Here is a 12,839-nt window from a genome sequence, read left to right as displayed (position 1 = left end):
CGCATTCGAGACATTGCCTAACTGTCCTCTCATGGAGCACAGATTACTCGACGGGCTAATTCGCAACACTGCCTTGCAACCTCTTCCGGCGAGGAACCGCGTTTTGGATCGAAACGCTCACCAGAATGATCAGCGATCTGATAAACCATGAAAGCGCGCGTTTCTGAGTCGATTAGAGGGTCCTTCCCTACCTGAGCGTCGATGAGTTCCTCAATGATTTTGATGTACTCTCTCACCGCCGTCTCGAATCGTTTCTTCACGTCTGCTGGCAGGGTTCGACTCATGAACTCATCGTTGAGCAACGCGACCGCTGCTCGATCCCAAGTTCTTTGGGTGGTGCAAAATAAGCAATGGCGCCGCAAAATTTCGAACAAGATATCTTTCGCCGACGATTGCTCCAGGTCCCCAAGCACGCTCTTGAAGAAGACGCTGAGAACATGATCAGTCGCAGCTATCAGTAGCTCAACTTTTGAGCCGAAATGATTGTAGATCGCTGGCGCACCAACGTGTACGGCCTTTGCCAGATCACGCATCGAGCAAGCATCGTAGCCCAACGACGCGAAGACCTTGATCGCCTCAACCATGAGCTGGCCCCGCGTGCCATCAGGCACCGAGTAGTCCGCGTTCTCCAGACTATCAAGGTGGATTCTTCGCAAGAAGAAGTCAGGATCGACCGGACGCTCTTTCGAGCGAGAAAGCGACTCGATATTTGATTTCACGACGTATTTCTCTGAGCTAAAACACCATCTTAACAGAAATGACCGTTCATTAGCTAACCGTGCTCGCCAACCGTGCTGCTGTCAGAAGAGCTCCCTAACATGGCCGGACCGGGCATAAACACTCCTTGACTAAACAGCCGTCTGTCTATAAGTTGAGTGAATGAACATTCATGTACACGCTGCAGGTGCTTTTCTGCGGCCACGCATCGCTGAGGACGCAGCCTTGTTAGAACCAATCGAGTTTCTTTTACCAAGCGCCGAGAAGTTTCCGCGTAACAGATACCTGTTACGAATCCAACTGGACGGCCTGCAGCAGGACTATCGCCTCGGCGACCCCACCACGCGAACACGCATCCTCAGAGAAACCGCCCGGCTGTTTTGTGTTCGGGGTTATCATGGATGCTCTATGCGCGACATAGCAAAGTCCGTGAAGTTAGGCGCACCTGCAATTTACAATCATTTCGAATCCAAAAACGAATTGTTGGTTGATACTTTGGATTTTTTACTATCGCGATTTTATCGGGCTGTATTGGGAGAAGTAAAGGCGATCACTGCTCAAGGTGCACTGCTCGAGATTCTTAGAAATCACGCGCGATTTTGTATCGTCGAACGCAACGATGAGAAGACTGCGGATGCACTGCTGAATATTGATTTTATGAGTCGGGAATTACCCGTTGACGACAATGTGAGGCTGCGAAATGCAATGCGTGAGTATCGGAGGATAATCGGTGAATTATTAGACGAATGCTGCGGACAGGATGACACGCTAGAGTCTGATTTGCGGACATATTACGTTTTCAAGATCATCGACAGGGCAGGAGAAGCTTATGAGTTCAGCACACGGTCTGATCCAGACCTCGTTATCGATCAATGTATCAACGCGGCCTGTCGCCTAGTACGCCTTCCGTGCTCGGTCGAATAGTCTTTCGACAGCGCTCTACGGCTTGTCTCGTTAACAACGAGAAGATTTAAGTGCATTGAGCTCGTAGGGCGAGAGTACCCGGGTGGGCCAGAGTATGGCCTATCGTACGTTCAACATGGCGTAGAGAGCAAGCGGCCGTACGCTACAGGCGCGAATGGCTGGCCAATCAACGGACTTGTGAACGTTACGCCTAAAAACCATAACGACGGCTCCCTGATCGCGGTCATACATACGATACGTCTTGGTTTTCATATCGCGGATAGTATGAGAAATATATTGTTCGGTCGTTCCCCGTCCTCTACCCTATCGCTCCAACGATTCCTTGGCGGTAACAATAACCCCGTCGTCACCGTCTTGAATCGTCTCAGATTGATTCAATAGATCCTAATGATTTAAGTCATTTTCAGGAGCGCTCAGGTCCAACGATTGTCGAAATCGCAAAGACAACTGTTTTTTCCTGCAAAAACGCTATTGACCGGTTTGAATTGAAAAAGAATCTCTTGACAAAAAGCTTCCGCCGGCCTTGAAGTCGCCTTCCTCTCCGTAGCGAATTAAATTAATTGTTGGGTTTCTCAACCGCCTCTTGCTCAGCCTGGAGGCTCAACGTGCGTATGCTAGCGCCCCAAAACAGTCTAGCGGGTTTGACCGATTCGGATCGGGTCGACCCGCCATGCTCGTGTACTCATACCAGAGCCTTCAGTGTGTGAGATCCCCGAAGATCCCTGGATGGATGTTACTCGACTTACTGAACGGAGAAACCACCATCGATCACGTGCTCAGCGCCGGTGGTATAACGCGACTCATCCGATGCCAAATACGTTACCAGCGCCGATATTTCATCAACTGATGCATTCCTGCGAAGCGGCACGTCCGCTACCGAATATCCTTTGTTCTCGATCATCGGCGTGTCCGTATTACCAGGATGTATGCTATTCACTCGTATGCGAGCTTCCGCAAGATCAAGGGCGGCCGCCTTTGTCATTCCTCGTACAGCCCATTTCGCAGTTGTATAGGCAAAGATTCCTGCGTAACCAACAATACCGGCCGTCGACGAAACATTGATGATGGATCCACCGCCGGCCCGCCGCATAGAGGGCGCCACCGAACGCATTCCGAGGAATACCCCAGTCTGCATAATCTCCGTGCACAATCGATATTCCGACAAGGTGGTCTCTTCCAAACTCGCTTCGCGCAGAATCCCCGCGTTATTCACAAGGATGTCAATCGGGCCACCTAAAAGGTTCTCCGAGTGTTCTACGACCTGTGTCCAGTTCGTCTCGTCGGTTACATTTAATCGTTCGAACCACACACAGTTGTCGAACTGCCGAGCCAGTTCCTGGCCCCTCTCCGCGTCAACATCGGCGATCACTACGACAGCGCCTTCGCGGGCGAACCAATGAACCTGAGAGGCACCCATACCGCTCGCGCCACCCGTGATGATTGCTCTCTTCCCTGCCAATCGTCCTACTGTCACCTGAGTTCTCCTGAGAAACACCCACACTCGTACATCGAAGCTTCAACGGACCTGAAAAGAGGGCTAATATTCTCGCCAGCTCAACAGCAAGTTCTGCGCAGCGCATCAGGATTGCGTTGCAACTGCCTTCAATCTTCCTTGCGCTCCAATGTACGAGTACCATACCTTAGCGCTGACCCCACTCGTGCCTAAAACATGCCTTCGTCCCCGTTTCGTCAGTCCCATCGCTATGTCAAGCACCCATAGCGGCATCTAGGGACCGTTGCCTTCATCGCGTCAAGCAACGGCGTCTAGCTTCCGACGAGAAACACTCCAGCAGGACGGGGCGAATAGCAGCCGAAGGAACGGCCTTCCAACCATCAAGCCCAGAAATCATCGATAGCGCCTTGATCGCCGTCATACATACGACACGTCCTAATTTTCTTATCGCGGATAGTATAAACAACGAGTTTTTCGGTATCTATCCGTCCTTTACCCTCGCGCTCCATCGATTCTTTGACGATAACAACAACGCCGTCGTCCCCGGACAGAATAATCTCAGGTTGGTTCGAGACGTACCAACGATTATCAGTCATTTTCAGCAGCGGCTGGATCCAACGATTGTCGAAATCGCGTGGACCATCATATTTTCCCGCAAGCGCGCTATGGCCGGCTTGAAACGAAACAAAATCATCCGCCCAAAAGCTTTCGCCGGCCTTGACGTCGCCCCGCTCCCACGCGGCGAAGTAGTCCATAATCAACTGTCTGTTTTCAGCTGCGTTGCTCATGTGTCGTTTCTCCCGTTAAAAAATACATCACGTTGACGTCTTTGACTAACTAGAATTTGTGGCGAAGTCCAAGTGTCACTAAGCCTTGAGAGCTCTTTCCCGAATCAACGACTAATGAGCCGATCACAGCCTGCGCTGGCCCCTGACCGTTTTCACCGCTTGCTCTCTGATACGCCAACTGACAGTACACATCGGTTCTTTTACTAAAAAAATAGTCGGCGCCGGCCGCAACTTGGTGATAGCGCGCGGACGAGTCACCGCCTGACGCGGTGAATGTATATCCGGCCTGCAGCGAGAGATCGGGACTTGGCTGCCAATTGGCGAACGTTGATACAGTCTGGTAACGTTCAGCAGAACTAAACGTTGAATAGCCGTCGACCGAGTAGCGCGCGTAACCATAGTATCCGCCTACGGTGACGCTTCCTAGAACATAAGCGAGCCCTGCGCGAGCAATGTCGATCGCCCTTGCCGATGCGTATGCCGCATTGACAGAACCATTGAATAGAGAATCTGCGCTGGAAACTCCGCGAGTCGAGAATTTCGGATTGCCATTGTCAATGTGCAGATAGCCCGCTGCGGCAGTGAGGTTCCCGACTACGTAGGCGAGTGCTCCACTGTACACCTGCCCAGAAGACACTGAACCAGCGACCCCGCCGAAGGAGTACATGGCTTCCACATTGAGCCCTCCCCAAGTCGGGCTTGCCCACTTTACCGAATTGCTAAACAAGGCAATGTCGTCGGCGTTATCTACATCTCCCGGTGTTGTGAATACTGCTCCGAGCCGATAGTCGCCTTGCGTCTGTTGAACTAAGTCTGTCAGCGGATCAAATTGTCGCCCCACTGTCACCGTGCCGAAGCTTGGCGTCGTCAAACCAACCCATGACTGCACCCCGAAAATCTTGTCCGGTCTCACCAGTTCCCCGTTGGCCACGCTGAAGAAACTCTCGAGTTGGAAGACGGCTTTCACGCCTCCGCCAAGGTCTTCATTTCCTTTGAAACCGAAGATGTTGTACGAAAGGTTACTTGTCGTCATGCTCAATCGCGTGCTCTCGCCCGCCACGTTGTGCATGTATGTCAGTCCCGCGTCGATAGCTCCGTATAGTGTTACGCTACTTTGAGCTTTTGCATCCTGGCCGCTCAGCAGATATGCAACAAGTGCAAGCGATGCCGTACACCTGAACCAGTCCACGGGTCGCACTCGGTCTTCGGTGACCGATTCAAGTTGTTCTTCGTGCATATGTCTCCCGATTTTTGTGCGCCAGCACAATTAGAAAAGTGAGTAATGGTTAGAGCACCTGGTGCTCGGGAGCTTCTCCGGCTCCAATCATTCTATAAACTCTTGGCTTCCGAGCCCTGTAGTACAGGGCGGTGCAAACGCCGACAACAAAGATCGCCCCAGTGAGTATCTCCAGCTCAATTGCCTCCTGCGGAGATCCCCCAATCAACGTGTCAAAATTTTTGATTGCCAATATCAACACAGCGGTCAAACTAACAGCGGAGAGAATCGGGAGAATCACGGTCCTGAGTACACTTACATTACGAATATGTTTAGCGCGCCCAAAAAACACGACAACCGCGATACTTGTCATTGCCATCAAAACGAGTACAACAAAAGCGCCGACACCGGCCACTCGTGCATACAGCATAGTGGGGTCTGTCTTAGCTAAAGTGAAGATAACGCCTAGCACTAACCAAACAAGACTGACCGTAAAGGATGCGACATACGGTGACTTGTGCTTGGGATGCACCGCGCCTAAGAATCGTGGCAGGACGCCGTCTGCACCAAGCTTGAAGACGTATCTCGATACGACGCTTTGCGTCGAGATAGTTGATGCAAATATTGACGTTACAACAAGAACGCGCGCGCAATCGACCCCGACCTTACCGACATATTGCGACATCGATGTCGCGAACATACCAGCAGCGTCCTTATTTGCTGCGGCTCCAACTCCATGAACGCCAAAGCCGATCACGAGTGCCCAGGCAGAGATTGCGTAGAAACCTCCGATTAACAGCACAGCCGAATAAGCCGCTAAGGGAACGGTCTTATCAGGATTGCGCACTTCATCCCGAAATACCGCAGTTGCCTCAAAACCAAGAAAGCAGGTGATTGCGAAGAGTATGGCGATGCCGAGCGATCCGCTACCGATGTTGAGGAATGAGAAAGGGGCAAGACTCAATCCTTCCGGCCCCCCATTGAACCCTACTGCGACATCGTAGACCGCCACAATAACCACTTCTAACGTCATTGCGACGGTCAGCACCTTTGCTGATAGATCGATGCGAAAATATGACAAAATTGTGCTTAACAGCCAAAACAAAAGCCCATACCAGTACCAAGCAATCTCACGGCCGCCGAATGTACCCGTTATCAGCATATTGCTGTTCACCGCGTTGAAAGGCAACGTCGTGAACCCCAGTAACATGTAGCCGAACATTGCCAGGAAGGCAGCGCCCAAGCCTACCGTTCTCCCGAGGCCCGATGTAATAAAGGCGTAAAACGCACCGGGATTCGGGACGTATTTCGCCATGGTGGTAAATCCAACGGTGAAGGGCAAAAGTATCAACGTTGCTATTAGGAAGACCGCGGGCGCCCCGCTGCCATCAAAATAGATTACAAACGGGATGAACCCGGACACTACGGCCACGGGTGCCGAGTAAGCGAGAACGGTACACAGGAGTTCAAATAATCCTATGCGGCCGGTCAAACGTCGCGACGGGTGCAACTCTTCGGCAGCCGCGCCGCTTCGCTCGGTCACGGGGCTATTGACGATAGTGTGTTGAGGCATACATATGTCCCTGGAAGCTCACAAGCTACTTGATTACTGTCTGCTAACGACTTAGAAATGAACGTTCATTTACCGATGAGCTTAGCGCAATTTCGTGCTGTGTCAAAAATCAATTATGGTTGGGACATACCCTGAGACCACTGTTTGCCGAAGGGCAAGCCGTTCTTTGAGGCAAGACCCAACACTCTCGAGGAAGAGTCGGTGCGGCATAGACCGTCATGCAGAGATGGTCGAAACTAGCGTGTTCGTGCTCGTAGCCGACCATCCAAAAATCCAGCGCGTGTTGGTGACGCGCCGGGTGCATCGTCCCTGCGAACCAGCAGTTACTTGAAACCCGGCGATACGTAAACGTTCTTTTGCCAAGGCGATGTCCCGAAGACAGTTGAAGGTTGGGACGGCGGGTGCGGCATAGGTTAGGCAACCTTCCGATCATGGTCAATTGATTTCGAGCTTGACCGTTTCAAGGCCGCAGCGAGAATCCAGAGTTCATTCACGCCGAGGATCTTTCGGAAGTGCTTCTCAGCTTCTAGGAAGCCCGCGGCTGTCCAGCGCAACGCCGTGTCGGCGTCGCGATAGCGCTTCACGCGCCCCGCGACACGGCGCACCGCGCCGTTGGGATTCTCGATGATGTTGGTCGTCGACAGCCCGCGCATCAGCGCCGGCGTCAGGCCCAGCTTGTTCACCGTGAAGGTTTCCTCCAGCCCCTCGAGCAGTGCGGCCGAGGCGTCCGGATGGTCGGCCTTGAGCCACGCCGCGTGCGTCTTGAGCTTGGCGATGCCATCGTCGGTCGACAACTTGTAGGCGGCCTTCATGATCGCGGCGGTTTGCGAAACGCTCTCCTTGGGCAGGCGCTCGAGGACGTTGCGCTGCTTGTGCAGACGGCAGCGCTGCACGTGGGCGCGTTCGCCGAAGAACTCCTCGATGGCCGAGCGCAGCGCTCTGGAACCATCGATCACGAACAGGTATTCGCGATCCGCAGGCAGGCCGCGCTCGATCAGTCCGCGCAACAGATCCTTGACGACCTGGGCGTTCTCACTCGACCCGCTCGCGAGACCCAGGAGGTGTTTCTCGCCGGGGCTGTCCACGCCGATAGCGGCGATGATGTGACGTGAGTCGACGATGATGCCGTCCAGGTAGATCGCCAGGAAGTCCTTGTCATCGAAGCGCCGCCCCATCAGCTCCGTGAGCGCCGTCTGGCTGGCCTTGATGAACTCGCGGGAGACGCTGCTCTTGGAGATGCCAACGGTGCCGGCCATCTCGGGCAGGACCTTGGCATATTTGCGCGTCGACACGCCCGTGACCATGATCTCGTGCACGCGCTCGGCGAGCCGCGGATTCGCGTTCAATTGCTCGTAGGCGGGGACCGGCACTTCGCCGCCGCCACGACGCCGAAGGCGCGGCCGCTTCACGTTCAACTTGCGTTCGTCCATCACAATCTGGCCTTGCTGCGAGCCGTGCCAGCGGATCTCGCCGCCTCTGCGGCCCGGATGCTTCTCGCCGGCGACTTCCGTCGCCGAGATCACCAGCAGTTGCTCGACAAGGCTACGGCCGGCTTCGTGCATCAACTCGTCGATGCTCGCGCGGGTGTTCTGAATCAGATCGAGCATGGGCAACAGGAGCTGACTGTTCTCGGCAAAACAGGCACGCAGTCCTTCCGGGTCCTGCTTGGGCACCACGTGCAACGGCGCGCTGGCGCTTTGGGGCTTCTTCTTGGTACGCTTCATTTGGCGGTTCTCCTTGGTTCCCTGTCCGGGAAGTTGGTCGTCGAAACCCGATTCTCTCGGATTTCCAACGGGGAACCGCCGCCTTCAACCTTCAACTACGCCCGGGACATTGCCTTTTGCCAAAGACGGACTTCAGCGGATCTGCGTATCACCTCAAGCAAGACCCGGTTATCGAGCGACCGATCTGCGCTAGTTAGAACGCACTTTGGTAGATCGCGAGCGCATCTTGTTCGGTGACTTCTCTCGGGTTGTTAACTAGCAACCTCGTCTGCTTCATCGCGTCACTCGCTAGCATCGGCAGCGAATCTTCCGGAATCCCGACATCACGCAGACGGGTCGGAAGGCCGAGCTCGGATGTCAAGGCAGCCAATTCCCTCACAAAACTTCGCGCGCGCGAGCCTTCGTCTTGTTCGGCGAGGAAAGGGAAGACGTCTGCTGCGATGTCTGCGTAGCTTCTCGTCGCGCGTTCAAGGTTGAAGGTTAGCACGTGCGGAAGCACTAACGCGTTTGACAGTCCGTGCGACACGTGGAATCGCGCCCCTATTGGATAGGCTAAAGCGTGCACGGCAGCAACGGGAGAGTTAGCGAACGCTTGGCCCGCTAACATCGAACCAAGAAGCATTGCTTCGCGCGCAGAAGCATTTGACCCATTGCGCGTAGCTTCCCTGATGTTTGCAGACAACAGCTGAAGTGCTTGCCGGGCCAGGCCGCGCGAGATCGGATTATTGGCCTGAGACATTGATGCATACGCTTCCACGGCGTGCACCATTGCGTCTATGCCCGTCGATGCAGTCACCGCGGATGGAAGCCCAAGCGTAAGGGCTCCGTCAAGGACGGCGACGTCTGGGAGCAACCAAGGAGAGACTACTCCCATCTTGGCCGCTTCGCCGGTGGTAACGATAGATATCGGGGTCACTTCTGATCCAGTGCCGGCGGTGGTCGGCACGAGTGCGAGCGGCAGGCGTGGCCCAGTCGCCTGCCCCACGCCATACACTTGCTTTAAGGTCTGCTTGCTGCCAACTAGAAGCGCTATGAGCTTCGCCACATCCATAGGGGAGCCGCCGCCGATCCCAACAATGCCCGTCGCGCCGAACGTTGTCGCCGCATGAATCCCAGACATTATGTTTGACTCTGGGGGGTCTGCGATTACATCGTCAAAAACACTGACTTCAACCCCGCAATTAATTAAGCTTTCTATAATCGGGGCGATCAATCCCAGCCGGGTGAGTGACTTGTCCGACACAACCAAGATCCGATTTCCGAGGCGGTGGTTTAGAACCGCTCCAAGATGTTGGGATACGCCGTATTTGCAGACAATCGACGGTGTCGTATTGAAAATAAAGCCGTCCATGATTTTCTTTCCGTTGCAATCCGGTCAACAATACCAAACGTAGCGTTTTACAGAAGTGCAGGCACCAAGGCGCTGGCAAATCGCTACGTACCTATGAAATTTCGATTAGTGGCGCCTAAAGTGAACACCTTCCTTCAACGGGCCCGCTTTGGGTCATCGATAAAGAATCGTCTCACCGAACGCGCTAGCTGACGAGTTCGCGGACTCACGATGACCGCGTGTCTCGACGTCAATAGACGCAATTCGCTGCGCGCGTTGTTGTCACAGTTGATTACAATTCTTGGCGGAGCGACATCTGCATTTCGTATCGCTCCACGGTCCCTTTTCTTGAGACTAAACCGTCACCATGTCAACCAAAAGACTTACCTCCTTCAACTACCTAGGCCTACAATTCTCAAGGCCTTTTCAACTACGATACTGATAAATCACTTTCGCAACGCAGATTCGCTGATCGCTTCCGAAAGAGGCATCTTTGGGGCGCCGTAAATGTAGTCAGCTTCGCTGAACGGCGAGATTTCTTCCTGAAAAACATGAGAATAGTCGGGCCATAGGGTGGTGAGGCGACCACTTCGCGGATCGACATACCAAGTCGCGCAGCCGCCCGTCATCCATACTGTGGTCGACGCACGCTTTTCAATACCGTTCCTGAATCGGTCCTCCGCCGCTGGGGAAACCTCGAGGACGTTGGACCCTTTCTGCCGCATCGAATCCATTGCGCGAAGGACATGCTGCATCTGCGCTTCGAACATATACACCTGCGAATTGTGTCCGATCCCCGTGTTGGGACCACCTAACACAAAGAAGTTGGGAAAGCCGCTGACAGACGTTGTCGCGAATGCCTCTGCGCCGTCGGACCAGCGTGACGAAAGAGACTGTCCGTTCCTGCCAAAGATTCTGCGGGATATTGGCAACTCGGTTGCTTCGAAACCGGTGCTGAGAACAAGCGCATCGAGCTCAAAACGCTCACCGCTCCTTGTGATCACGTCCCGGCCATCGATCTTTGCTATACCATCCGTCACCAATTCCACATTACTGCGAACAAGTGCTGGATAGTAGTCACTGGACTTCAGAATTCGCTTACAGCCGATCTCGTAGTTGGGAGTCAGTTTGTTCCTCAAGACCGGGTCGGGAACTTGCCGTTCAAGATGTGCGAGCGCGATATCCGTCGCTTTTTTGAGCAGCGATGGAACTGCGGCACGCTGCGCAAATCGCTCTTCATTTTCCCAAAAAATCGACGTACGCAACTCCTGCATTTTTCCTGGCACTTTGCGAAACATGCCCTTTTCGGCTTCCGTGTAGTCTCGATCGGGGCGGGGCACAATCCACGGAGCCGTCCGCTGAAACACGGTAAGCTTTGACGCGACCTTTGCGACTTCTGGAATGATCTGAATTGCTGAGGCTCCAGTTCCGATCACGCCCACGCGCTTGTTCTCAAGCGTACTATCATGATTCCATCTCGCCGAATGAAACATCTCGCCACTGAAGCTTTCAAGCCCCGGGATGTCAGGAAGCTTAGGGTCTGAAAGAAGGCCGGCTGCACTGATCAGCAGTTTTCCGCGAAACGATTTACTCCCGCTTCGAACGACCCAGCAATGCTCTTTGCCGTCCCAGCGCGCGTCCTCCATGTCCGAATTAAACCGGATAAAAGGCAGCAATCCTTCTTCGTTTGCTGCAGTCCTAAGGTATTGCCAGATTGCCGGCTGCGATGAAAACACGCTGGGCCATTCCGGATTGAGTCGGAAGGAAAACGAATAAAGGTGCGATGGTTGATCGCATGCCGCACCAGGATACTGGTTGTCCCGCCAAGCACCGCCAACATCGCCGGCGCGCTCGAGGATGATCATCGACGTGATGCCGCGCCGCTTAAGTTGGCTCGCAATTCCGATCCCGCAAAATCCGGTACCTACGATAATCACGTCAAGGACGTCGGTGTCTGCAGTTTTAAAGTTGTCCATTGCTCGATTACTCCGAGAAAACGTTCAATTGATTCAGACTGTTGTCGCTGAAATATGCCTGAGCACGCGCAATCGACATATCTCGCGAGAACTTGTCAATTAGGCGAAAAATCTCAGCAGGCCTCTCTGTCACCGAACCATGACCGCAATGCACTTCCGCAAAAGCAGCGTCCCTGATGCCGCCGGCCAACTCCTGGCTATACGAGAGCGGGATCAGCTGGTCGTAGGTGCTGCCAATTACCAACGCTGGACATGCGACGTTTTCTAAGTGTTTTGATACGTCAAGGACCTTGTTCAAGGCCATCTGGCGATCGCTTCCGGGGCCAACAGCATAGACCTCGCACATCTGCTCGACATCAGTCCAAGAGCGAGCCGATAAGAATGCACGACTGTACACGTTCAAAATCATCGTTTCCGCGAGAGCAGACATGTTGCCGCTGGCACGCAAGGTTTGCCATTGGCTAATTCTGAGACGAAGCAAATTGTCGGACTTCGCCCAACCATTCATTAACACAAGCCCCGCTACGCTGGCAGGGCTTCGACTAGCGGCTGAAACGGCAACTGCAGCACCTAAAGAATAACCAACGAGAAGTGCGGGCTTGCTCGCGCACGCACTATCCAAACAGGCGAGCACCTGACTCGAAAGACTTTCGATAGTCAGCTCATTTTGACCATCGGGATCCACGTCAGACAGATCGATGCCGATAACCCTATGTCGCGACGCGAGCATCGGATACAAGGTGAAGAAATGAGTACTGCATCTCCCGCCGGTACCGTGGATCAGTACAATTGGTGCTCCGTCGCACCGATCGCTACCGCCATCGAAGTAACTCACTTCACAGCGGCCAACGTTAAGAGTCTTCGCTACCACTCCGGGATAAATACTCATTCGAACAACTCCAAATCGACCATTGGGACGGTCTATAACGTTTTGATGACTTCGGCAGTGAGCTTTGCGCCCAACTCGTTGGATGGCCAGACTGCAGTGATCCGTTCACGAACCATTGCACAGCGGTTGCAGGTGCTCGCCTCCGAAGAATTCCGCCTACCGGTCAGTTATAGAAACAAGCACCACTTTCGTTAAGTCAAAGGTTACCTTGCGAATCGCCTCAAGACCGTGACAACGATATCCTTTCGG

At 53.8% G+C, this 12,839-nt stretch carries 10 protein-coding genes; 1 reads left to right on the top strand and 9 read right to left on the bottom strand.

The window, feature by feature from the left end:
- Positions 1-29 precede the first annotated feature (29 nt).
- Positions 30-719: a TetR/AcrR family transcriptional regulator gene (locus P9292_RS03390; protein WP_244797671.1), complete on the bottom strand. Its 690-nt coding sequence runs from the start codon at positions 717-719 to the stop codon at positions 30-32.
- 160 nt (positions 720-879) lie between these two features.
- Between P9292_RS03390 and P9292_RS03385 the strand changes: the two genes are divergently transcribed.
- Complete coding sequence (locus P9292_RS03385; protein ID WP_244797672.1) at positions 880-1,641, top strand: TetR/AcrR family transcriptional regulator; 762 nt, start codon at positions 880-882, stop codon at positions 1,639-1,641.
- 742 nt (positions 1,642-2,383) lie between these two features.
- Here the strand turns inward: P9292_RS03385 and P9292_RS03380 are convergent.
- The 8 genes from P9292_RS03380 to P9292_RS03345 form a co-directional block, all read right to left on the bottom strand.
- The gene (locus P9292_RS03380; RefSeq protein WP_244797673.1) at positions 2,384-3,115 is read right to left on the bottom strand and encodes an SDR family oxidoreductase; all 732 of its coding nucleotides are present in this window, start codon (positions 3,113-3,115) and stop codon (positions 2,384-2,386) included.
- A 359-nt stretch (positions 3,116-3,474) separates the two neighbouring features.
- Positions 3,475-3,882, bottom strand: a complete 408-nt coding sequence (locus P9292_RS03375; RefSeq protein ID WP_244797674.1) for a nuclear transport factor 2 family protein — start codon at positions 3,880-3,882, stop codon at positions 3,475-3,477.
- 49 nt (positions 3,883-3,931) lie between these two features.
- Positions 3,932-5,119, bottom strand: a complete 1,188-nt coding sequence (locus P9292_RS03370; RefSeq protein WP_244797675.1) for a porin — start codon at positions 5,117-5,119, stop codon at positions 3,932-3,934.
- A 49-nt stretch (positions 5,120-5,168) separates the two neighbouring features.
- Positions 5,169-6,671: an APC family permease gene (locus P9292_RS03365; RefSeq protein ID WP_244797676.1), complete on the bottom strand. Its 1,503-nt coding sequence runs from the start codon at positions 6,669-6,671 to the stop codon at positions 5,169-5,171.
- 413 nt (positions 6,672-7,084) lie between these two features.
- On the bottom strand, positions 7,085-8,395 hold the full coding sequence (locus P9292_RS03360; RefSeq protein ID WP_244797661.1) for an IS256 family transposase: 1,311 nt from the start codon (positions 8,393-8,395) through the stop codon (positions 7,085-7,087).
- A 193-nt stretch (positions 8,396-8,588) separates the two neighbouring features.
- Positions 8,589-9,746, bottom strand: a complete 1,158-nt coding sequence (locus tag P9292_RS03355; RefSeq protein WP_244797677.1) for an iron-containing alcohol dehydrogenase — start codon at positions 9,744-9,746, stop codon at positions 8,589-8,591.
- A gap of 425 nt (positions 9,747-10,171) precedes the next feature.
- Positions 10,172-11,701: an NAD(P)/FAD-dependent oxidoreductase gene (locus P9292_RS03350; RefSeq protein ID WP_244797678.1), complete on the bottom strand. Its 1,530-nt coding sequence runs from the start codon at positions 11,699-11,701 to the stop codon at positions 10,172-10,174.
- Positions 11,702-11,708: 7 nt separating this feature from the next.
- Positions 11,709-12,590 carry an alpha/beta fold hydrolase gene (locus P9292_RS03345; protein ID WP_244797679.1) on the bottom strand — a complete coding sequence of 294 codons (882 nt, stop codon included), beginning with the start codon at positions 12,588-12,590 and terminating at the stop codon, positions 11,709-11,711.
- Between the last annotated feature and the right edge of the window lie 249 nt (positions 12,591-12,839).

This window comes from Caballeronia sp. LZ001 (assembly GCF_031450875.1).
GTDB lineage: Bacteria > Pseudomonadota > Gammaproteobacteria > Burkholderiales > Burkholderiaceae > Caballeronia.
Note: the sequence above shows the minus strand (reverse complement) of the source record. Positions and strands in the feature narration are given on the sequence as shown.

What these genes read in the sequence shown, in the direction of transcription:
- P9292_RS03365 (WP_244797676.1), bottom strand. Translation starts at nt 6,671, where the DNA reads ATGCCTCAACACACTATCGTCAATAGCCCCGTGACCGAGCGAAGCGGC.
- P9292_RS03360 (WP_244797661.1), bottom strand. Translation starts at nt 8,395, where the DNA reads ATGAAGCGTACCAAGAAGAAGCCCCAAAGCGCCAGCGCGCCGTTGCAC.
- P9292_RS03345 (WP_244797679.1), bottom strand. Translation starts at nt 12,590, where the DNA reads ATGAGTATTTATCCCGGAGTGGTAGCGAAGACTCTTAACGTTGGCCGC.
- P9292_RS03375 (WP_244797674.1), bottom strand. Translation starts at nt 3,882, where the DNA reads ATGAGCAACGCAGCTGAAAACAGACAGTTGATTATGGACTACTTCGCC.
- P9292_RS03385 (WP_244797672.1), top strand. Translation starts at nt 880, where the DNA reads ATGAACATTCATGTACACGCTGCAGGTGCTTTTCTGCGGCCACGCATC.
- P9292_RS03355 (WP_244797677.1), bottom strand. Translation starts at nt 9,746, where the DNA reads ATGGACGGCTTTATTTTCAATACGACACCGTCGATTGTCTGCAAATAC.
- P9292_RS03350 (WP_244797678.1), bottom strand. Translation starts at nt 11,701, where the DNA reads ATGGACAACTTTAAAACTGCAGACACCGACGTCCTTGACGTGATTATC.
- P9292_RS03370 (WP_244797675.1), bottom strand. Translation starts at nt 5,119, where the DNA reads ATGCACGAAGAACAACTTGAATCGGTCACCGAAGACCGAGTGCGACCC.